The sequence below is a fragment of the Photobacterium kasasachensis genome, from assembly GCF_050336885.1.
In the GTDB taxonomy this organism is placed as follows: Bacteria; Pseudomonadota; Gammaproteobacteria; order Enterobacterales; family Vibrionaceae; genus Photobacterium; species Photobacterium kasasachensis.
In genome coordinates, this window is sequence record NZ_JAKJSH010000010.1 from 34,756 (window position 1) to 54,835 (window position 20,080).

18 protein-coding genes are annotated in these 20,080 nt (G+C 50.8%); 10 read left to right on the plus strand and 8 right to left on the minus strand.

Annotation, left to right across the window (positions count from 1 at the left end; all coding sequences use genetic code 11):
• Nucleotides 1–108: 108 nt before the first annotated feature.
• Complete coding sequence (gene msrB, locus L4D19_RS14930) at nucleotides 109–510, plus strand: peptide-methionine (R)-S-oxide reductase MsrB (protein ID WP_428453099.1); 402 nt, start codon at nucleotides 109–111, stop codon at nucleotides 508–510.
• A gap of 93 nt (nucleotides 511–603) precedes the next feature.
• Here msrB and L4D19_RS14935 read toward each other — a convergent pair whose 3' ends face one another.
• On the minus strand, nucleotides 604–1,401 hold the full coding sequence (locus L4D19_RS14935) for a DUF2989 domain-containing protein (protein WP_428453100.1): 798 nt from the start codon (nucleotides 1,399–1,401) through the stop codon (nucleotides 604–606).
• 277 nt (nucleotides 1,402–1,678) lie between these two features.
• Here L4D19_RS14935 and L4D19_RS14940 point away from each other — a divergent pair, with 277 nt between their 5' ends.
• Nucleotides 1,679–1,972, plus strand: coding sequence for a YeaC family protein (locus L4D19_RS14940; protein ID WP_428453101.1), 294 nt, complete (start codon nucleotides 1,679–1,681; stop codon nucleotides 1,970–1,972).
• 19 nt (nucleotides 1,973–1,991) lie between these two features.
• Here L4D19_RS14940 and L4D19_RS14945 read toward each other — a convergent pair whose 3' ends face one another.
• The gene (locus tag L4D19_RS14945; RefSeq protein ID WP_428453102.1) at nucleotides 1,992–2,663 is read right to left on the minus strand and encodes a glutathione S-transferase family protein; all 672 of its coding nucleotides are present in this window, start codon (nucleotides 2,661–2,663) and stop codon (nucleotides 1,992–1,994) included.
• A 187-nt stretch (nucleotides 2,664–2,850) separates the two neighbouring features.
• Here L4D19_RS14945 and L4D19_RS14950 point away from each other — a divergent pair, with 187 nt between their 5' ends.
• Nucleotides 2,851–3,123: a hypothetical protein gene (locus L4D19_RS14950; RefSeq protein WP_428453103.1), complete on the plus strand. Its 273-nt coding sequence runs from the start codon at nucleotides 2,851–2,853 to the stop codon at nucleotides 3,121–3,123.
• A 92-nt stretch (nucleotides 3,124–3,215) separates the two neighbouring features.
• Here L4D19_RS14950 and ansA read toward each other — a convergent pair whose 3' ends face one another.
• On the minus strand, nucleotides 3,216–4,226 hold the full coding sequence (gene ansA / locus L4D19_RS14955; RefSeq protein ID WP_428453104.1) for an asparaginase: 1,011 nt from the start codon (nucleotides 4,224–4,226) through the stop codon (nucleotides 3,216–3,218).
• A gap of 84 nt (nucleotides 4,227–4,310) precedes the next feature.
• Nucleotides 4,311–6,164, minus strand: coding sequence for a signal peptide peptidase SppA (sppA, locus tag L4D19_RS14960; RefSeq protein WP_428453105.1), 1,854 nt, complete (start codon nucleotides 6,162–6,164; stop codon nucleotides 4,311–4,313).
• A gap of 264 nt (nucleotides 6,165–6,428) precedes the next feature.
• On the opposite strand from sppA, the gene L4D19_RS14965 reads away from it, so the two are divergent.
• From L4D19_RS14965 to L4D19_RS14985, 5 genes are all read left to right on the plus strand, one after another.
• Nucleotides 6,429–8,441, plus strand: coding sequence for an oxidoreductase (locus L4D19_RS14965; RefSeq protein WP_428453106.1), 2,013 nt, complete (start codon nucleotides 6,429–6,431; stop codon nucleotides 8,439–8,441).
• Between the two features lie 183 nt (nucleotides 8,442–8,624).
• The gene (locus L4D19_RS14970) at nucleotides 8,625–9,173 is read left to right on the plus strand and encodes an NAD(P)H nitroreductase (RefSeq protein ID WP_428453107.1); all 549 of its coding nucleotides are present in this window, start codon (nucleotides 8,625–8,627) and stop codon (nucleotides 9,171–9,173) included.
• A 157-nt stretch (nucleotides 9,174–9,330) separates the two neighbouring features.
• Entirely contained in the window at nucleotides 9,331–10,368 is a 1,038-nt protein-coding gene (selD, locus tag L4D19_RS14975) for a selenide, water dikinase SelD (RefSeq protein WP_428453231.1), read from the plus strand.
• Nucleotides 10,368–11,462, plus strand: a complete 1,095-nt coding sequence (gene mnmH, locus L4D19_RS14980) for a tRNA 2-selenouridine(34) synthase MnmH (protein WP_428453108.1) — start codon at nucleotides 10,368–10,370, stop codon at nucleotides 11,460–11,462. Before selD ends, mnmH begins: the two co-directional genes overlap by 1 nt.
• Before the next feature lie 124 nt (nucleotides 11,463–11,586).
• A complete protein-coding gene (locus L4D19_RS14985) occupies nucleotides 11,587–13,584 on the plus strand; it encodes a DNA topoisomerase III (protein WP_428453109.1) in 1,998 nt (665 codons plus the stop codon).
• Here L4D19_RS14985 and L4D19_RS14990 read toward each other — a convergent pair.
• Both L4D19_RS14990 and L4D19_RS14995 read right to left on the minus strand, forming a co-directional pair.
• Nucleotides 13,581–15,203, minus strand: coding sequence for a GGDEF domain-containing protein (locus L4D19_RS14990; protein ID WP_428453110.1), 1,623 nt, complete (start codon nucleotides 15,201–15,203; stop codon nucleotides 13,581–13,583). The genes L4D19_RS14985 and L4D19_RS14990 overlap by 4 nt on opposite strands.
• Nucleotides 15,204–15,498: 295 nt before the next feature.
• On the minus strand, nucleotides 15,499–16,194 hold the full coding sequence (locus tag L4D19_RS14995) for an SDR family oxidoreductase (protein ID WP_428453111.1): 696 nt from the start codon (nucleotides 16,192–16,194) through the stop codon (nucleotides 15,499–15,501).
• 167 nt (nucleotides 16,195–16,361) lie between these two features.
• On the opposite strand from L4D19_RS14995, the gene L4D19_RS15000 reads away from it, so the two are divergent.
• A complete protein-coding gene (locus tag L4D19_RS15000; RefSeq protein ID WP_428453112.1) occupies nucleotides 16,362–16,637 on the plus strand; it encodes a hypothetical protein in 276 nt (91 codons plus the stop codon).
• Between the two features lie 88 nt (nucleotides 16,638–16,725).
• On the opposite strand, the gene L4D19_RS15005 is transcribed toward L4D19_RS15000, so the two are convergent.
• Together L4D19_RS15005 and L4D19_RS15010 are read right to left on the minus strand one after the other, a co-directional pair.
• Nucleotides 16,726–18,582, minus strand: coding sequence for a DUF3413 domain-containing protein (locus L4D19_RS15005; RefSeq protein WP_428453113.1), 1,857 nt, complete (start codon nucleotides 18,580–18,582; stop codon nucleotides 16,726–16,728).
• Nucleotides 18,583–18,627: 45 nt separating this feature from the next.
• A complete protein-coding gene (locus tag L4D19_RS15010; RefSeq protein ID WP_075764867.1) occupies nucleotides 18,628–18,846 on the minus strand; it encodes a YejL family protein in 219 nt (72 codons plus the stop codon).
• A 74-nt stretch (nucleotides 18,847–18,920) separates the two neighbouring features.
• Between L4D19_RS15010 and yejK the strand changes: the two genes are divergently transcribed.
• On the plus strand, nucleotides 18,921–19,934 hold the full coding sequence (gene yejK / locus L4D19_RS15015; protein ID WP_428453114.1) for a nucleoid-associated protein YejK: 1,014 nt from the start codon (nucleotides 18,921–18,923) through the stop codon (nucleotides 19,932–19,934).
• The last annotated feature ends 146 nt before the right edge of the window (nucleotides 19,935–20,080 follow it).

Consider the following 20,080-nt stretch of genomic DNA (forward strand, 5'->3'; position numbering starts at 1 on the left):
AACACGTACATGTAAAATCCTTTCGAGCAGGAAGTATGTGCTACAGTTCACTTGATTGGCAAATAAATTTGCTTGGCCAGTGATGGAAAAATACAGATAGGATAGGTAATGTCAGATAAATCAGATGCTTATTGGCGAGATAATTTAACGGCGGAGCAATATCATATTTGCCGTGAACGAGGAACCGAGCGTCCATTTTCTGGAATCTTGCTTCATAACCGCGAAACGGGGATATACCACTGTACTTGCTGTAACAAGCCTTTGTTCCAATCAGAGAACAAATATGACTCAGGATGCGGATGGCCAAGTTTCGATGCACCGATCAGCACTGATGCAATCCGCTACCTGGAAGACAGTAGCCACGGCATGCAGCGTATCGAGATCCGTTGTGCCTCTTGCGACAGTCATTTAGGCCATGTATTTCCTGATGGACCGAAAACAACGGGTGAACGGTATTGTGTCAATTCAGTGTCACTGGCCTTTCAGCCTGACGCTATGGTTGAAAAGTAATTACAGATTTGATCGTTTGAAGAAGGGCTCGTTGAGCCCTTTTGCATTTTTCTCTCTGAGAGAGAGGCGCTAGGCGATAATAAGCCAGCAGATTTAATTGACCATACTGGCTCTGAAGTTTCCTTTTTCCAGCGCTGTCGATATTTTCTGAGCTTTAAGATCTATTGCTTGTCGCTCATCGTCAGGCATCGGGTAAAAGCTGACTAGCTTCTCCTGGCTGACAACGGAAGCTCCGAGCTCGGTGCCGACTCTTGCCCACAGGTAGGCGTTGGTGATCGATTTTGTCTGATGGGACAGCGTTGCCAGAGATTGGATGATTTCTGGTTTTATAGTCTGTCCACGCTCGTATAGCTCCAGGGCATGCTTGAGCAGCTGGATTGTTTTAGCTTTGTCTTTGTCGGTGTAGTAGGTTGCCAGTGCAAGCTGCATCTCGGGTGTTTCAAGGGCTGATGTGCCTTCAAGCTGCAAGAACTGACGTAATGCCCCTTTTTCGCCCTGGCTCCAGCGGTAATAGATAATTTCAGGATCATCGGACTTTGCGAGTTCCTCGGACAACCTTCTAATCGATTTATAGCTATTTATGAGGGCTCTTGTTCGCAGGGTTTTGCGCTCTTTCAGTTCTGTCGGCTCGATTCGAGCTGCGTATTCCAGGCACTTTTGGTAATCGTAGGTGAATTTAAGCTCTTTAAATTTCTCTTCGGCGACAGGATTTTTCAGCACATCATAGCGTTGCCAAATTAGGTTGGTGCGTTGAAGGCGACACTGGCCATCATTCAGGTTAGTGTTCTCGCAGATCTCCGGATACTTTTCGCACAGGCTGTCTGTTGAACGGTGGCGTTCAAGGCAGCCGCTAAGCAGCGTGAGGCTTGCTGCTGCCAGCGATAGTTTCATTAATGTTGTTGATCTACGGGCAATGCTCATATTGGGTAATAGATTACTTTGAGTGTTAAATAGAATTTAGCGACTGATATGGTGTTATCTTAACCGATGTATATTGAAAATAAGCCAAAGGCCCAGATTTTTTTCGCATTGTGATCTGAGGAGCAAAAAAAACGACCGGTAGTTGGCGCTTTGGGGTGTAATTGGTATTACTGCCCCTCCTATACTTGTATAGAACTAATTAGAATCAAACTGATGAGGCTAACCTCATCAGATAGGAAGCCTGCATATGGAACTAGAACAACTATTAAAAGTGATGACCCCGGAAGTGTATCAGCGCATCATAACGGCAGTAGAGATTGGTAAGTGGCCCGATGGTACGTCGCTCACTCAGGAGCAGCGTGACTCGGCGATGCAAGCCGTGATGATTTACCAGTCCCGCCATAACACCGATGCCGAGCATATGTCCGTCGAGGCCGGGGGAGAAATTAAATTCAAGTCGAAAGCCGAGCTCAAACGCGATTTTGGCGTCAAAGAACCTGAACATGATGACATCGCACGCTTTGACCATAGTCAGCTCTGAGATGTGAAATCCAATATCGCTAACCGACATGGTTGTCAAAGATCATGGGTTCACAGTAAAAACCGCTGAGCTCGTGATCTTCTTCGCTGATTAAATTCGCTATCCAGGGCTCCTGTTCAATATTGGCAAGATAGGCCTGCAATTTCGGGTAGTGGGTTAGTCTTAGTCCGGCCATCCAGCCACTGCGAAATACACTCCATAAACTGATTTCAGCCATCGAAAAGTGTCCGGCGACATAACCTTCAACTGGCAGCTGCTCTTCTACGTAATCCAGGACCTGGGGAAGGTGATGCTCAAGGCACTGCTTGATGGCCTGTTGGTCCACATCTTTGTTCAGCATTTTTCCGCGCATGATTTTTTGGTAGAAAAGCACCCCGCCGATGAGCGATGTCAGTCGGGTATCGGCATATTCTTCCAGCCAGCGAACCTGGGCGCGTGCCGCTGCCGAGCCGGGATAGAGGGGAGGGACCGGGAAAATATCATCAAGGTAGTGGGCGATGACCGTCGAGTCCATGATGTTGCTGCCGTCATGCTCGAGGACCGGCACTTTGCCCATCGGATGGCGCTTCTGAGCCAGTTCTTTTTCTAGAAAGGGATTAAGAGGCTGCAGATCATAGGCAATCCCTTTGTAGGAGAGCGCGAGCATGATTTTTCTGACAAACGGAGAAATGGAGGCACCGTGTAGAATCATAGTATTGTCTCGGCCAAATTGGTCTGTAGCGCTACAGACATGAACAGGTGAATAGGCGTAATTGTTATAAAGTGTAGCCGAGATAAAGGATTAGAGGTGTGGTCTGGCAATCGGCACAGCTTGATGTCTGAGACTCGGGAGCTACATTTATACCAAACCGTACCATGCTACTTTTCAGGAGGAAGCCATGAGGTATGCGGTATTTTGTGGAACAGGTGAGTTTCAGGGAGTCGCGGACGCCTGCTCTCCCTCGGATGCAGCATTGGAAGTCTTATATGAACAGCTGGCTGGTGTTGATTGCAGCAATCTGGAGCTCGCTGCCTGTGATGATCCGGGTAAGGCCAGCTTGCTGGTTTACGAGTTAGCCGGAGAACTTCCTGCGAATATTGCCAAGACTGGAAAGTACGGGCTGAGTGACATACCGACCCAAGGCGAACCGTATGGGTTTATTGAAGTTTAGACAGAACGAGTTTCCTTGATAAAAACAGCCCTAGCCAAAGGCTAGGGCTGTAGTTTGTAACGGGAGCCGCGATTGTGTTTCCAGAGGCGAAACTAGTGCGTCAGCTCACCACGTAAATCTTGCTGCATCATACTACGTACCGTTTCGATCGGTAGATCCTGACTGAGCAGGTAATGTAGCTTGGCAAGGGTTGCTTCCGGGGTCATGTCATAACCACTGAGTACGCCGGCATCAGCCAAGGCACATCCCGTGGCATAGCCACCCATGTTCACTTTTCCGGATAGGCACTGCGTCAGGTTCATCACAATGACACCGCGCTCGGTTGCTTCCTTCAACTGGGTAAGAAGGTCTGGATTCTGCGGCGCATTGCCCACTCCAAACGTTAGCAGAATCATCGCATTGACCGGCTGACGTAAGGTATTACGGATAACTTCCGGCGAGATCCCCGGGTACATGGTGATCACGCCAATTGGCTGTGGAGTGATCGCATGTACTTTAAACTTGCCTTCAGGCTGTTTGCTCAGCTCGACATTATTGAGCTGAATATTGATACCGGCTTCCAGAAGAGGGGGCAGGTTAGGCGAAATAAACGCACCAAAGCCATCAGCATGGGCCTTGGTACTGCGGTTACCACGGATCAACTTGTTGTTAAAGAAAACAGTGACCTCATTGATCGGGTAGTTCGCCGCGATGTGAAGAGAATTCAGCAAGTTGCTCTGGCCATCGGAACGCAGTTCGGCCAGTGGAATTTGAGAACCGGTAACAATGACAGGCTTGTCCAGATTTTCAAACATAAACGACAGTGCCGAGGCGGTATATGCCATGGTGTCCGTACCATGAAGAATGACAAAACCGTCATATTTGTCGTAGTTTGCCTTGATATCATCAGCAATGCGCTGCCAGTCCGCTGGCGTCATATCTGATGAGTCGATAAGAGGCTCGTACTCGTGAATCGTAAATCTCGGCATTTCTGGACGATGGAACTCAGGCATGCTTTCCAGCTGCTTCTGCATAAAGCCCGCAACAGGGATATAACCATGGTCTGACTTCTGCATACCAATGGTGCCGCCGGTGTAAGCAATGTAAATGTGTTTTCTTTCCATAATCGGGTACAGACATTACGAGTTGGTGGCCGCATTATACGGTTAACGCACAGTAAAAAAAGCCCGGCGTGTGCCGGGCTGCTCTCACTTTTCGATATTGCTGCAGTTTAGGCAGAAGGCATATTGACCTTTTGGGTCGTTAAAGTTACTTAGCGTTGTGAAGTCTGTTACAACTTGTTGCGTAACAGGCCGCAGCGCCGCAGGTACTTGGCCAAATACCATGGTTGCCAGTTTGGTGCTTGCCTCAGAGGCAAACTCCTGCAACAGCAACTCAGCCGGGCTGAGAGGCTCTTCCATCCAGCGAAGCTCGTAGCTGTCTAGCTTGGCAAGTTCAACAGCAGTGGCGATAGCGTCATCAAAATCACCCAGCTGATCAACCAACCCAAGCTCAAGGGCATCGTGACCGGTCCAAACTCGTCCCTGGGCAATCTTGTCGGCCTGTGCCAGTGACATATTGCGATACTGGCTGACAAGGCCGATAAAGCGCTGGTAGCCATGTTCGACGCCGAGCTGGAAGACTTCGGCTACGCCCTCTGGCAGCTCACGGGTCACACCGACACCAGAGAATGGTGTGGTACCGACTCCGTCGCTATATACGCCCATCTTTTCCAGTCCCTTCTCGAAGGTTGTCAGGATGGCAAAGATCCCAATAGAGCCGGTGATAGTGGTAGGCTGGGCCAGGATCTTGTCGGCACTGGATGAAATCCAGTAGCCCCCGGAAGCGGCCAGGCTGGACATTGAAACAACAACCGGTTTTCCGGCCAATTTCAGGGCATCGACTTCGCTGCGGATCACCTCGGAGGCAAAGGCGCTGCCGCCAGGGCTGTCGACGCGCAGAATAACGGCTTTGACTTCGTCATCAAGGCGAGCTTCACGCAGCAGTGCCGCTGTTGAATCACCGCCGACAGTGCCCTGACGCTGTTGTCCGTCCACAATTGCCCCACTGGCTACAACGACGGCAACTTGGTTCGGACTTGGTAGATCGTTACTGAACAGCGTTGGCTGGTAATCGTAGTAACTGATCTGGTTAAAGCTGTTTTCACCGTCACTGCCAAACTGTTCAATCAGTTTTTGGTTTAGCAGCGGGCGGTTGATGAGCTCGTCAACCAGTCCCATTTTCAGGCTTAGTTTGGCAAAATCACCGTTTACCGCCTTGAGCTGCTTGACGAACTGGTCAAGTTCCGGCGTCAGGGCAGCAGCGTCGATGTGGCGATTCTTGGCAACATCTGTCGTGTACGCGCCCCATAGCTGGTTTAGCCATACTGTATTCGCTTCGCGTGCCTGTGCTGACATACCGTTTCGGGTATAGGGTTCAACAAAAGACTTATAGGTGCCGACCCTAAATACATGGGTGTTGACATCGAGCTTTTCGAGCAGGCTTTTGTAGTACAGGGTATAGCTGCCGTAGCCTGTCAGTAACACGCCGCCATCGGGTGACATGAAGACTTTGTCTGCATAGCTAGAGAGGTAGTACTGGCTCTGTTTGTAGTTGTCGCCTACCGCATAGACAGGCTTGCCTGCCTGCTTGAATTCCTCGACGGCCTTGGCAATGTAGCGCAGTTTGGTCAGATTGGTCTCGGCCATCCCTTTCAGGTTCAGCACCAGGCCCGTGATGCGATTATCTGTTGAAGCGGCGCGGATAGTATCAACAATATCGAACAGGACATTTTCCTGCACGGGTGGCTGGCCCAGGGCATTGCTGGCCAGCTGGTCAATCGGGTTAATGTAGGTGCGCTGTTCGACGATTGGGCCAGACAAATCCAACACCAATGCGGCTTCTTTGGGTAGTGCCGGTTGCTCTCCGCTCTGGTTAAATGCGAAGAAAAGCAGGCCGATAACAAATAAAAAAATCAGATTAAGTATCAGCTGCCGGGTGAAACTGATCAGTTTCCAGATAGCTCGGAATAGTTTTCCAATTCCTTTGAGTACCACTTTCATGAACGTTCCTGATGATGCGATCGGTATTATTTCTATCCTAACTTAGTAAACAAGGAATTACAGTAATAATCCTTGTTTACAATGTATTCCTTCCCTTAAGTATTGCGTGCTTTAGAGCGTGCTGTAAGGAAAGTTCAGCTTAGAACCCGGGGTTATGAGTTATCACATGTAGAGATGAATGTTGTAATAATGTAAACAAGTGTTTGATAAAAGTTTGAGCAGTTAATATACTGGTCAGACCATAACAACAAAAGAATGGAAGCCATGGACGATAAATCTTACCCTCATTTGTTAGCGCCCCTAGATCTTGGTTTCACTCAGTTACGTAACCGTGTGTTAATGGGATCTATGCACACTGGTCTTGAAGAGTCGCGAGACGGCTTCAAGAAACTTTCTGCGTTCTATGCAGCCCGAGCTCGAGGCGGGGTCGGGTTGATTGTCACCGGCGGTTTCTCGCCGAATTTCCGTGGCAGGCTGCATCCACTGAGTGCCGAGTTCAGTTCGGCGCGTGCTGCCCGTGCCCACAGGGTGATTACCGATGCTGTGCATGAAGAAGGCGGCAAGATAGCCCTGCAGCTTTTGCATGCCGGCCGCTATGCGATGCACCCGTTTGCCGTGAGTGCATCAGCCATTCGCGCGCCAATTTCAAAGTTTACCCCGAGCAAGATGAGTAACCGCCAGATTAACAAGACGATCGAGGCTTTTGCGCGTAGTTCAGAGCTTGCGCGCGAAGCGGGTTATGACGGTGTTGAGCTCATGGGCTCGGAAGGATACCTGATTAACCAGTTTATCTGTAAGCGTTCCAACCATCGTTATGATGAATGGGGCGGAAGTTATGAAAACCGTATTCGTTTTCCGATTGAAGTGGTAAAGGCGGTTCGCAAGCGAGTCGGGCGAGACTTCATTATTGTTTTCCGTCTGTCGATGCTGGATCTGGTCGAGCAGGGCAGTACCCATGAAGAAGTGGTCCAGTTGGCGAAGGAGCTCGAAGCGGCCGGGGTGACAATTCTAAATACCGGTATCGGCTGGCACGAGGCCAGGGTGCCGACTATTGCGACCCAGGTACCGCGTGCGGCATTTACCTGGGTGACCGAAAAGCTCAAGAGTGAAGTCAACATTCCATTGGTAACCTGTAACCGGATCAACACTCCTCAGGTTGCCGAAGATATATTGTCCTCGCAGCAGGCAGATATGGTCTCGATGGCAAGACCGTTTCTTGCCGACCCGGATTTTGTGGTCAAAGCAGAGCAGGATCGAGCTGACGATATCAATACTTGTATTGGCTGTAATCAGGCGTGCCTGGATCATGTGTTTGTCGGTAAGCGCGCGAGTTGTCTGGTCAACCCGCAGGCCTGTTACGAAACCGAGCTGGTGCTGACGCCATCGGTCAGCAAGCGGCGTGTGGCCATCGTCGGGGCCGGACCGGCCGGGATGGCAACTGCCGTAGCAGCGGCTGAACGTGGCTTTGAGGTTGATTTGTTTGAGAAGAACGATCATGTCGGTGGTCAGTTTAATCTGGCCATGCAAATACCGGGTAAGGAAGAGTTCAAGGAAACGATTCGTTACTTTACCCGCCGCCTGGAACAGACCGGCGTTAACGTCAAGCTGAGTCATCCTGTCGATGCCGATGAGCTTAAAGGCTATGACGAAGTGATCGTTGCAACCGGGGTTCAGCCGCGAAACCCGAAGATCCCGGGTGTGGATCATGAAAAAGTAATCGACTATCAGACGTTGATCCGAGATAAGGTACAGCTTGGTCAGAAAGTTGCCGTTATCGGTGCTGGCGGTATCGGTGTGGATGTCTCGACCATGCTGACAGAGCCGGAAAATCAGGATCTCGACAGCTGGCTTCAGGACTGGGGCGTCGACAAGTCGATTGAACATGCCGGAGGCCTGTATCCCCATGATGAGTATGTGAGTCAGCGTCAGGTGTGGCTCATGCAGCGTAAGCCGGGCAAAGTCGGTAAGGGACCGGGGCGTACCACAGGGTGGATTCATCGCAAGGTACTGGAAAAGCGCGGTGTGGAGCTGCTCAGCGGCGTAAGCTACGACAAGATTGACGATCAGGGTTTGCATATTACGGTCGAAGGTCAGCCCCGCCTGCTGGAGGTCGACAATATCGTGCTCTGTGCCGGTCAAACCTCGGTGGAGATGCTGTCTGACAAGTTAAAAGCGATGAATGTCAATGTGCATGTCATTGGCGGTGCCGATGTCGCAGGGGAAGTCGATGCCAAGCGAGTGATCCGCCAGGGTATCGAGCTGGCCGCGAAACTATAAGAAAGTTAGTAAGCTAAGCAGCCAGTGCCGTGATATTCGGGGCTGGCTGCGAACTCCCTCCCAGCCTCCCCCTTGAAAATGGGGAGGAGTATTCTTCCACTAAATTCCATAATATTACTGCGGTTTTACTACGTGTTATTTATGATATTGTAAAACAATAATTATTATCATCATGAGGTTGTTATGGATGCTCTGTCATTATTGTTAAATCGTCGTTCGTTACCTAAGCTGATGGAACCGGCTCCGCAGGGTGAGGTGCTGGAAAATATCTTCCGGGCCGGCCTGCGTGCGCCGGATCATGCCGGATTGACGCCATGGAGATTTATCGTTTCACATGGTGAGGGCCTGAATAAGCTGGCGGATATTTTGGTGGAAGCGGCGAAAGCGGATGGTGCCGACGAGGCGACCATTGAAAAAGCCGTGAGAGCACCGTTTCGCGCCCCGATGGTGATCACTGTGGTTGCTAAAGTGACCGAGCACGAGAAGGTGCCGGTGATTGAGCAACACCTGTCGGCAGGTTGCGCTGCTCAGGCAATGCAGATGGCGGCGGTAGCGCAGGGCTTTTCCGGTTTCTGGCGCACCGGTAAATGGGCCTATCATCCGGTCGTACGTGAGGCATTGGGCGTACAGGGCGATGACCAGATTGTCGGTTTTTTATATCTTGGTACGCCGGGGTGTCGCGAGGCAAAAGTCTCTGAGCGAGATCTGGGCCAGTTTGTTGAATACCTCTAGGCTCAGCTTGAAGTTTTGTTCAGGTGCTGAACGCTAAATATCATTTATCGGGAAGCTGATACTCCATCAGTTTCCCCTCTTTATTGATCCAGAGAGGTGACAGGGTTTGACCGCCGGAGTAGAATTCTCTGCTCTTGTTATTATTCCGGAGCGTGTCATGGAAAATGTCCGCCTTACACAATACAGCCACGGCGCAGGATGCGGCTGTAAAATATCCCCTCAAGTTCTTGATACTATTCTCCGAACTCAACTCGCCCCATTCTCGGATCCTAACCTGCTGGTGGGAAATGAAAGCAAGGATGATGCTGCCGTCTATGATCTCGGCAATGGCAGTTCGGTGATCAGTACCACTGATTTCTTTATGCCGATTGTCGATAACCCATTTGATTTTGGCCGCATTGCCGCCACGAATGCCATCAGTGATATCTATGCGATGGGCGGCAAGCCGATTATGGCAATCGCTATTCTTGGCTGGCCGGTCAATGTGCTGGCTCCGGAGATTGCCCAGCAGGTGATCGAAGGTGGTCGTTCGGTATGTCGTGAGGCAGGGATTTCCCTGGCTGGCGGACACTCTATTGATGCGCCGGAGCCTATCTTTGGCCTTGCCGTAACGGGTATTGTCGATACCGATCGCGTGAAGCGAAATAATCAGGCCGAAGCCGGGTGCAAGCTGTATCTGACTAAGCCGTTGGGGATCGGTGTACTGACCACGGCCGAGAAAAAATCCAAGCTAGCCGAGCAGCACCAGGGGTTGGCGCGTGACTGGATGTGCAAGCTGAACAAGCCGGGTGCAGATTTTGCCGATGTAGCAGGCGTTAAAGCCATGACGGATGTGACCGGCTTTGGCCTGATGGGCCACCTGAACGAAATTTGTGAAGGCAGCGAGTTAAAGGCAAAAGTATGGTTTGATCAGATCCCGCATCTACCGGGTGTGTTTGATTATATCGAGCAGGGTTGTGTACCGGGTGGTACGGGACGTAACTTTGATAGCTATGGCCATCGCCTGGGTAACATGAGCGAGCAGCAAAAAGCGTTGCTATGTGATCCGCAAACATCAGGTGGCCTGCTGTTGGCTGTGAGCCCGGAAGCCGAAGCTGAGGTTCAGGCTGTTGCCGAGCGCCACGGCATTGAGCTAAACGCAATTGGTGAATTGCTACCGGCTGATGGCGATACTACCTTGATTGAGATTTGTTAATGTCACGTCCGAATTGCGAAGATTTTCGACAGTTATTTGTCAATGATACCCCGTTAATTGATTTGCGTGCTCCGGTCGAGTTTGAACAGGGTGCCTTTCCGGCATCGGTAAACCGTCCTTTGATGCAAGATAGCGAGCGTGAGGCTGTCGGTATTTGTTATAAAGAACAAGGCCAGGAGGCTGCGATTGCGCTTGGTCACGAGCTGGTTCATGGTGATATCAAAGCCGAGCGTATAGCCCAGTGGAAAGCTTTCTGCGAAGCGAATCCCGATGGTTATCTCTACTGCTTCCGCGGCGGCTTGCGCTCCCAGATCACCCAGCAGTGGCTGAAAGAGGCTGGCATTGAGTATCCGCGAATTGTGGGTGGTTACAAGGCATTGCGACGCTTCCTGATTGATACCATCGAGCAGGTTGCCCAGCAGCCGATGACCCTGATTGGTGGCAACACCGGTTGTGGTAAAACCATTATGGTCAACGAGTTGGAAAGCGGTCTTGATCTGGAAGGCGCGGCCAACCACCGTGGCTCCTCGTTCGGACGGTATGTGACCAAACAGCGAACCCAGATTGACTTCGAGAATGTACTGGCTGTGTCAATGCTGAAAAAGCAGGCGCTTGGTATCAACCAGTTTGTTCTTGAGGACGAAGGGAAAATTATCGGCTCGGTCAGCGTTCCTTTGCCTATTCATGCAGCAATGCAAGAGGCACCGATTGCTATTGTTGATGATCCACTCGATGTGCGTCTGGCTCGCTTGACGGATGACTATGTCGTACGGATGCAGCGGGATTTTGTTGCTCACTACGGTGAGGAGCTGGGCTGGACACGTTTTGCCGAGTACTTGGAGCGCGGTATGTTCAGTATTCGTAAGCGCCTCGGGCTAGAGCGTTATGAGCAATTGCTGCAGGTACAGCAAGATGCGGTTCGCCTGATGCAAAGCTCGGGCTCGCTGGGCGGCCATGAAGGCTGGCTCAAGCCCTTGCTTGAGCAGTATTACGATCCTATGTATACCTACCAGCTCAGCAAAAAAGCTGATCGCATTGTATTCCGTGGTGAATACGATGAGGTAAAAGCCTGGTTGGCTGATAAAACGGCGTAAGCTTACAACGAGAAGCGGGGATACTGTTCTCGCTTCTCGTCCTGTATTTATATCCAGTGTATTCTTGTCCTTTATTCTTCTTTTCTCTATAGTTCGTGTTACTAAGAACTAGCCAACAATTTTCATGACCCGTCTATATATTGCTGAAAAACCAAGCTTAGGCCGAGCCATCGCTGCGGTAATGCCGCGCCCCCATAAAAACAACAACGGTTATATCGAAGTCGGAAATGGCGATATTGTGACGTGGTGTATCGGCCACCTGCTCGAGCAGGTCGAACCCGATGCCTATGACGAAAAATACAAGAAGTGGAACATGGCCGATTTGCCGATTGTGCCGCAGCAATGGCAACTGGTGCCGAGGAAGACGGCCAGGCAACAGCTGAGCGTTGTCCGCAAGTTGGCCAAGCAGGCTACCGAGGTTGTCCATGCCGGTGACCCGGACAGGGAAGGGCAACTGCTGGTTGATGAGGTGATTGACTATATCAAGCTCGCTGCGAACAAGAAGGCCAGCATGCAACGTTTGCTGATTTCCGATCTTAACCCGGCTGCCGTTAAGCGGGCACTGGGCAAGATGCGAAGCAACCGCGACTTCATCCCGCTGTCGGTTTCGGCGCTGGCCCGTTCGCGGGCAGACTGGCTGTATGGCATGAATATGACTCGTGCCTATACCCTGTTGGGGCAGAAAGGGGGATACCGGGGCGTATTATCGGTTGGCCGGGTTCAGACTCCCGTGCTGGGGCTGGTAACGCGACGGGATGATGAAATTGCCAATTTTGTTCCCAAGCCATTTTATGAGCTGTTCGCCCTGATCCCCTATCAGGACAATATCATCCGCGCCCGCTGGATCCCCAGTGAGGCATGCAAGTCGTGGCAGGATGAAGACGGCCGGGTACTGAATCGGAAGCTGTGTGAAAACGTCGTTAACCGAATAAAGGGCCAGCCTGCAGAGGTGACCGAATCAGAACGTAAGGAAACGCGCCAGTCTGCGCCTTTGCCGTATTCCCTGTCGGCGTTGCAGATCGATGCCGCCAAGCGATTCGGTATGAGTGCAGCCGATGTCCTGGCAACCTGTCAGTCGCTCTATGAAAAGCATAAAGTCATCACTTATCCGCGTTCAGATTGCCGGTACCTGCCACTGGATCATTTCCGGCAGGCCGATGAGGTCTGTCAGGCCATAGCCAAGACTGCCGCAGCGCTTAGCTCGGCCGTCGACGGTGCCAATACTTCACTAAAATCCAAGGCATGGAACGATAAGAAGGTGGATGCCCACCATGCAATCATCCCGACCCCCAAGGCTGTAAACAGCAATGCGCTGAGCGCCGGGGAGAATAAGATCTACCAGCTTATCGCCAGACAGTACCTGATGCAGTTCTATCCGGCCGCTGTCTATAGTGAGGCGAAACTTGTCTTTACCATCGCGGGTGGGATGTTTGTGGCCAAAGGGCGTCAGTTGATGAGTGCAGGCTGGCGAGAGCTGCTGGGACGAGAGGACTCGACCAGTGAACAGGACCTGGCCGATAAGGTCCCACCGCTTGAAAAAGGCACGGTACTGACCTGCCAGGACGGTGAAATAAAGGACAAAATGACAGAGCCGCCCAAAGCGTTTACCGAAGCGACATTGTTGCAGGCAATGACAGGTATCGCCCGGTTCGTGTCAGATCCGTCTCTGAAAAAAATCCTCCGTGATACCGACGGGTTGGGGACCGAGGCCACCCGTGCCGGGATCCTCGATATTTTGTTTAAACGTCAGTTATTAACACGGCAGGGCAAGAGCATTCACGCCACCGAGGCTGGCCGGGGGCTCGTTTATGCGCTTCCCGATGAGTCAACCTATCCGGATATGACGGCGCACTGGGAGCACCAGTTGCAGGATATGGCGGAGAAGAAATGTGCCTATCAGCCGTTTATGGATGCACTGCAGGAGCGGGTCGAGCAGATCATGGAGAAAGTGAAACATAGCGAGGTCCCCCCGAGTTTGCGAGAGCTGAAATCGCCGGAGCCTTTTAAAGGCGGCAAGAAGCGGCGTTACAGCAAAAACAGCAAGGGAGGAGGCAGAACTGGCACCAAGGCCGGCAGCAGCCGGGCGGGAGCGAAACGTAAGCCAAGAAAGAAAGACGACTAAGCATGTTCGTAATACTGGTTGCGGCCCAGTGATTTGGCTTCATATAGCGCCCCATCGGCCTGTTTGAAAAACTCGCCGGGGGAACTCTGCACCGAGGGAACCGTCGTGCTGATCCCTATGCTGATGGTAACTATGTCTGGCGCGCTGCTGACTCCCTGGCTGCGGGGGAGCTGCAGTTCACGTATAGCATGGATGGCGCGTTGGGCGGCGTAACGGGCCGCACTTTTGTCCTGGCCCGGGAGCAGTAGTACAAATTCTTCCCCGCCGTAGCGTGCAAAGAGGGCTCCGGCACGCTTTTCCAGCGTTGCCAAGGTGTTGGCAATGATTTTCAGGCACTGGTCGCCAGCGGCGTGACCGTAGCTGTCGTTATAGGCCTTAAACAGATCGACATCGATGATTAGCAGGGAAAGCGGAAGCTGGTGACGTTCGGCGCGACGCCACTCTTCGTTAATCCTTCTATCGAAGACCCGGCGGTTGGACACCGAGGTGAGCGGATCAAGCCGGGATATCTTCTCTAATTTTCGGTTTACCTTTTCCAGCTCGGCGGTACGGTCGGATACCCGCTGCTCAAGCTCTTTGTTCAGGTTGATTAAGTTTTCTTCTGCCTGACGGCGAACCAGATGTTGTGAAACGATGAAGCCAAATTGTTTTAGCAATTGCTGATGATAGTTATGGAGTGGAGTACCGGTTAACAGGTTGTCACAGGCAATCCAGCCTACCGGGGTGTCTTCGTCCCATAGAGAAATATAGGCGCTCCAACCAAATCCAACCTGCTTGAGTTCATGGAAAAGCGGCGTATCTTCTTCAATGGCCAGGTACTCTTTGCGCCGGTAGTCTTTGTTTATCTTGGTAAACCACAGATCCGGAATTTCTTCCTCGAAATAGTGCTCGTTAACGGTATTGCCGTGAATATCTGTGCCATAGGTGCCCTGCATGCGGTTCTTCCCTTTGAACAGAAAGATGGCCATGCGGTCGATGAGCAGCAGCTTTTTTGCCTCATCGACGGCGGTAAAAAGCATATTATCCATGGAACCGGCGCGCCAGAGCTTGAATGAAATATCGTGTAGCGCCTGGAGCTGCTCTTTGAGCAGTTGCTGTTCCTGTTGGCTGATCTGCAGTTCACGCTCAGCAGAGCGGCGGCCGTCATGTTCATCCTGGATACTCTCGCTCAGCAGGCAGGCATCGAGCTCAGAGGCCATGAGGGCAGCCAGGAAAGCGAATTCACTGCCTTCCGTGATTGAATGCTCCGGAAAGTCGACGATAAGGCAGCCGATGATATGGGAACGGTGCTCCAGCGGCAGGCATAAGCGCGCGTAACCGTCACGTAGTTCAACTTTGGGCGTACGTTGACGAATAGCCCTGGTTACCTGGAAGAATGGAATACTGTTACGGTCAGAGATGTCGACGGGCGGGAATTGGTAGTGGATCCCAGTGTCATTCATTTCGAGAAGAATTTTCCATCGCGACTTGTAGGCAACGACCAGCTGGGCACGGTAGGCCGAGAAGCTTTCGCTTAGGTTTCGGCAGGTGAGTTCGCAGACAGTACGAAGTCCATGGGCTTTCCCCCATTGCTCAAGGATGCGTTGATAGAAATTGTCTAACCGTTCAGTTTGGGTCAATACAGGTTGTCCGTGTGAGAGTTAAGTCGTTGAGCACTTATTTTTATCAATCACAGAAATAAAGCTAGGCATCAAGCCCGCATTATGATTAGAAAGTTGGGCAGATTTATAAATTTGCGACTCAAAACACACCGATTTTTAGTGTGTGTGGGGGATTGTGTCAGGTTGGTTGGCCATTGTGGTGGAATGTTTATTATATCAATCAGTGGATTACGGTGATATGGCGTTGTTATGGGGGCTCCAGGCTCGGAGGGGGCCTGGAGAACGCTGGGCGTAGTATCTTGTTCAGTGAAGGCTACCAAGGAAGTTGCTGTCCCTGAAAATCAATAAATGATCCGGAGTCTTCCAAGGTTAATTGGTCTAGCACCTGCTTTAGCCCGGCGGCTGAAGCATCGGGTGTGATAAGGGCATTAGGCCCGCCCATCTCTGTTTGTACCCAACCTGGGTGAAGGGCAACCGAGATGATCCCCTGCGGTGACAAATCGTTTGACAGGCTCTTGGCCACGGAATTAAGTGCCGCTTTGGAAGAGCGATAGATATAACCGCCGCCGCTGGTATTTTCGGTCATACTTCCAACCTTGGACGAGAGGTTGGCGATGATACCGGGCTGCTTGGCCAAGAGCTGGGGGTAGAATGCTTCGGCCAGCTTAAGCGGTGCGATGGTGTTTATCTCGAGTACTTTTCGCCATTCGTCGATATCGGTGTTACCAAAGCCGTAGCCTTTGGGGCCGTAGTAGCCTGCATTATTGATGAGCAGATCGAGAGTTACATCGGCCATTTCCTGACTGAGTGCTGTTACTGCCTGATAGTCAGTGACATTCAGCTGGTGCAAGGTCAGGGCGGTGTTATTGGCCTGAAGCTGCTGAAGCTCAGCTGCATCGGCGATATGACGGCAGCAGGCATAGATTCGCCAGCCTGCTGACAGGTAGGCCTTCACCAGTGCGAGGCCGACACCTCGGTTAGCCCCGGTTATCAGTGCATTTTTTTGCATGGTTCAATCCTGTTAGTTTTTTGCCAAGTGTATACCAATCAAATCGTTTTTGTAGTTGGCTATTTATTCAGAATCAGTATCGAAACTAAGACAGCGCAACGCCGTCAAGCTAGCCTATTATGTTCAGTGTTGCCTATGATTTTCGATGCAATTTAGGGTGGTGTGCTATGACTCTCATAATGCGCGGGAGCTGGATTGCCGGCATCGTTATTTTGGTTGCCAGCTGTGCAGATACTCGCCATGAAAGACTTGTTGAGCTGGGGTTTACCCGCAATTACCTTGATGGATACCAAGATGGCTGTAGCAGCCGGAAAGAAGAAGCTCAGACTTACCATGACGGCTTTCGTCGTGATCCTGAGCGGCTGCTGATTGACAAGAAATATGCCAATGGCTGGAATGACGGGTTCGAGCAGTGTTATGCCGATAATTCCAAGTATTATTAGTTTGGGTTGCTTGGGTGTAGAACAAAGGCAGCTCGGAAGCTGCCTTTGATAAGTTATGGATTAGCTGTGACAGCCGGTGACTGTAGGATCACTCCGGCTGATAGAAGCGCTTCAGCTCATGCATGACCTGCATCAGGGTTGAAAGCTTCGGTTTGCCACCGCTTTTCAGCTTGTAGTCCTGATCATAAACCCGGTAGTTACCGTGTTTATCCACGACTGTTGTCGTGTTTTTCTGCAATACGACAATGTCCCGGTCACTCCCAGCCAGTACCCAGCGGCGCTTGGGGCTAGTCTCGAACAAACTGACTCCGCTGCTGTAGTCCGTTACCGGCGTGGTTGTTGCCAATAATGACTCCATCAATGTCGGTACAAGATCCAAATGGCTTGTTGCGCGGGTAGTCTGGGCCGGTACAGTTCCCGGCCAGTGCATGACAAACGGTACTTTTAGCTGGTAGCGACTGTAGTTGGTTTCTGCACCCCAGCTATTGGTGCCGGTTTCATTAAATTCGTTGCCGTGGTTCGATGTGATGACAACCACGGTATTGTCCAGCGCATTGTTGGAAACGAGTTGATCAAATACATCAATAAGCAGCTCATCAACATAATAGGCGGTATTTCGGTAACTGTTCTTCAGCAACTGGGTCGTATCGACACTGGCAGGATTTGAGTCGGTACTGCTCAGAGACGGTTCAAATTGCGGGGCAAAGTCGCCATCTTCCTCGAAATTCTCGATAGATGCCAGTTCAATATAGCTGAACCATGGTGAGTCGTTGGATTGGGTGTCAAGCCAGTCCTTCCACTCCGCGATGGCTTTCGTGTCACTATTGGTAACGGTTTCGTCTGCTATTTCAGCCAGCTTGCGGCTGGAAAAAATGGCTTCCGAGTAGATTGATGTCTCGAATCCGTTACCACTGAACAAGCCAAACTGGTAACCGCGCTTTTTGAGCGTATCGAGTAATACCGGTGACGAGTTTGCAGAGCGGACACTGTTGATATAGCCGGCCGGCAACCCGTAGAAGAGGCCGAAGACACCCCCGGCATTCTCGTTACTGGCACTATAGTGATTGCTGTAGTTCAGGTTTTGCTGGGCAAAAGCGGTTAGATACGGCATGGTCTCTTTGTTGACCATATCGCTACGCAGGCTATCAATCATCACGATCAGCACATTCTGACCCGTGCCCTGATCGTTGAATGCCAGCTTATTCATTGGATAGCGGATATGTTCGCTTTCGGCAATGCCCTGGGCATCAAGGCGTTTGGCATATTCCTGTTTATCCAGCCAGCCATGCTTTTCCATGAAGGTCTTCGCAGTCATCGGATAGGACAGCGGGAAGTTGGAGCGCTGCACGGTCACAGGGCGGTATAGGTTCGCATCCGCCCAGATATATATCAGGTGGCTGCTCAGGAAACAGAAACCGAAAATAACAGCGATAGGTACGCCGACATGTTTTCGAGTCAGCTTCCTGAGCTTGCGCCACAACCATTCCGACAGAATTAACTGCATAAGGAATATCGCAGGGACAGCAACAAATAGGTATTGCCAGCGGGCGTTAAGATCTGTTTTCTCACCGCTTAACAGCAAGTCCCACACCAGTGGACTTAGGTGCAAATCCAGAGACTCATAGGCATGGGTGTCCAGAAGCAACCCTGTCAGGCCAATGGTGCCGACCAACACCGCAAACAGCCGCATCAGGCGCTGTGAGGGGATCAGAAAGCTGGCCGGAAAGAGAACCAGAATATAAAAACCAAATACAAGAAACCCGAAGTGTCCGACCCAACTTAATCCAAGATAAAGTTGGCCCAGGATAGTTTCAGGCCATTCAGAATGGGCAATATAACGGGTGCCAAGAAGCATGGCCGCGATGATATTGAAAAAACTGAACCAGTGTCCCCAGCTGATGAGCTGTGAGACTTTGTCTTTATAATTGTTACCGCTGTTGACCATAGATGTCAGTAATTCCCAGTCATAGTTGCGACGCCAACAAACAAATTAATCTTCCTTAATCGAGGAGAGCAGAGCTTGTGAGAATTTTTCTGCGATTGCTTTCCTTTGCGATGCTGGAACGTCGGCATTGATCACGTTGGTAGCGATGTTACCTACGATCATCAGTGCTAGTTCCGCAGAAGCATCATGCTTCTCTAGTACATCGAACACGTCATCAATGATTTGTTCAACTTTTTTATTGGTGTATTTTGAAGTAATTGGCATAGGAAGTCTTGTTTAATGTTAAAGAAAGCGACTTATAATAACCTACACTTTAGATTAACTGAAACTTTTCCATTATGAGTCTTACGCTTTCGAACGTCATCCTGCACCAACTGACAAAAAATGATCAGGATGAACTTGAAGTTCATCTTAGAAAACAAACGCTTGAAAATAGCCAATCGACAGAGGATTTGGTTGCTGAACTACACCGGGTCTACAGCAGCAAGGGCGCGAAAGGCTTTGCCCACTTTGCCGAAGACAGTGAGTTTAGTCATTGGCTGAAGCAAATTCGCTCCGGAGAATTAGATTTCCTGTCATTTTCTAACCAATCGGCGAAAAAACTGCAGACCGAGCTGGCTAAATATCCGTTTGCCGATGCCGGCACCCTGGTTCTGGCCGAGTACCAGTCTTTGGCAACCGACTATCTGTTTATCGGTTTGCTGCCGACCTGTCACAGTATGAAGGTGACCGAGCAACTAGATATCAGTGCGACTGACTATCTCGATGTCGGCAAAATGGACATTGTTGCGCGCATCGATCTCTCGTCCTGGGAAACGGATAGCGAATCAAACCGTTACCTGACCTTCATTAAGGGGCGTGTCGGTCGTAAAATTGCAGACTTTTTCCTTGATTTCATGCAGGCAGAAGTCGGGCTGGACGTGAAGGAGCAAAATCAGGTGCTGATGCAGGCGGTAGAGGACTACTGTGCTGACTCGCGTTTGGAAAAGGATGAGAAACAGCAATACCGTAAGCAAGTCTACGATTACTGCAATGGCCAGCTACAGGCCGGCGATGAGGTGACGGTGAAGGAGCTGGCGGGAGAGCTGCCGACCACCGAGGACGGGACTGACTTCTATCAGTTTGCTGCCAACCAGGGCTACGAGTTGGAAGAGAGCTTTCCGGCCGATCGTACCGCCATGCGCAAGCTGACCAAATTTGTCGGTTCAGGTGGCGGGGTGTCGATTAACTTTGACAGCATGCTACTGGGCGAGCGCATTTTTTATGATGCCGAAACCGATACGCTGACAATTAAGGGAACGCCACCGAATCTGAAGGATCAACTGCAGCGACGTCTAAACACTGATAGCTAAATTACGCTGACGAGCAGACAGCCACCTTTATCTATGATGAAGGTGGCTTTTTTGTATCTTGGACATGGCTATGCCATTGTGAGCATAATGTCTAATGGAATATGGTTAAGATGTTGGCTAAGCTAAATGTTAGTGTTGCTAGGCTA

Coding starts and splice junctions, on each gene's coding strand:
- msrB (WP_428453099.1), top strand. CDS start 109: ATGTCAGATAAATCAGATGCTTATTGGCGAGATAATTTAACGGCGGAG.
- L4D19_RS14935 (WP_428453100.1), bottom strand. CDS start 1,401: ATGAAACTATCGCTGGCAGCAGCAAGCCTCACGCTGCTTAGCGGCTGC.
- L4D19_RS14940 (WP_428453101.1), top strand. CDS start 1,679: ATGGAACTAGAACAACTATTAAAAGTGATGACCCCGGAAGTGTATCAG.
- L4D19_RS14945 (WP_428453102.1), bottom strand. CDS start 2,663: ATGATTCTACACGGTGCCTCCATTTCTCCGTTTGTCAGAAAAATCATG.
- L4D19_RS14950 (WP_428453103.1), top strand. CDS start 2,851: ATGAGGTATGCGGTATTTTGTGGAACAGGTGAGTTTCAGGGAGTCGCG.
- ansA (WP_428453104.1), bottom strand. CDS start 4,226: ATGGAAAGAAAACACATTTACATTGCTTACACCGGCGGCACCATTGGT.
- sppA (WP_428453105.1), bottom strand. CDS start 6,164: ATGAAAGTGGTACTCAAAGGAATTGGAAAACTATTCCGAGCTATCTGG.
- L4D19_RS14965 (WP_428453106.1), top strand. CDS start 6,429: ATGGACGATAAATCTTACCCTCATTTGTTAGCGCCCCTAGATCTTGGT.
- L4D19_RS14970 (WP_428453107.1), top strand. CDS start 8,625: ATGGATGCTCTGTCATTATTGTTAAATCGTCGTTCGTTACCTAAGCTG.
- selD (WP_428453231.1), top strand. CDS start 9,331: ATGGAAAATGTCCGCCTTACACAATACAGCCACGGCGCAGGATGCGGC.
- mnmH (WP_428453108.1), top strand. CDS start 10,368: ATGTCACGTCCGAATTGCGAAGATTTTCGACAGTTATTTGTCAATGAT.
- L4D19_RS14985 (WP_428453109.1), top strand. CDS start 11,587: ATGACCCGTCTATATATTGCTGAAAAACCAAGCTTAGGCCGAGCCATC.
- L4D19_RS14995 (WP_428453111.1), bottom strand. CDS start 16,194: ATGCAAAAAAATGCACTGATAACCGGGGCTAACCGAGGTGTCGGCCTC.
- L4D19_RS15000 (WP_428453112.1), top strand. CDS start 16,362: ATGACTCTCATAATGCGCGGGAGCTGGATTGCCGGCATCGTTATTTTG.
- L4D19_RS15005 (WP_428453113.1), bottom strand. CDS start 18,582: ATGGTCAACAGCGGTAACAATTATAAAGACAAAGTCTCACAGCTCATC.
- L4D19_RS15010 (WP_075764867.1), bottom strand. CDS start 18,846: ATGCCAATTACTTCAAAATACACCAATAAAAAAGTTGAACAAATCATT.
- yejK (WP_428453114.1), top strand. CDS start 18,921: ATGAGTCTTACGCTTTCGAACGTCATCCTGCACCAACTGACAAAAAAT.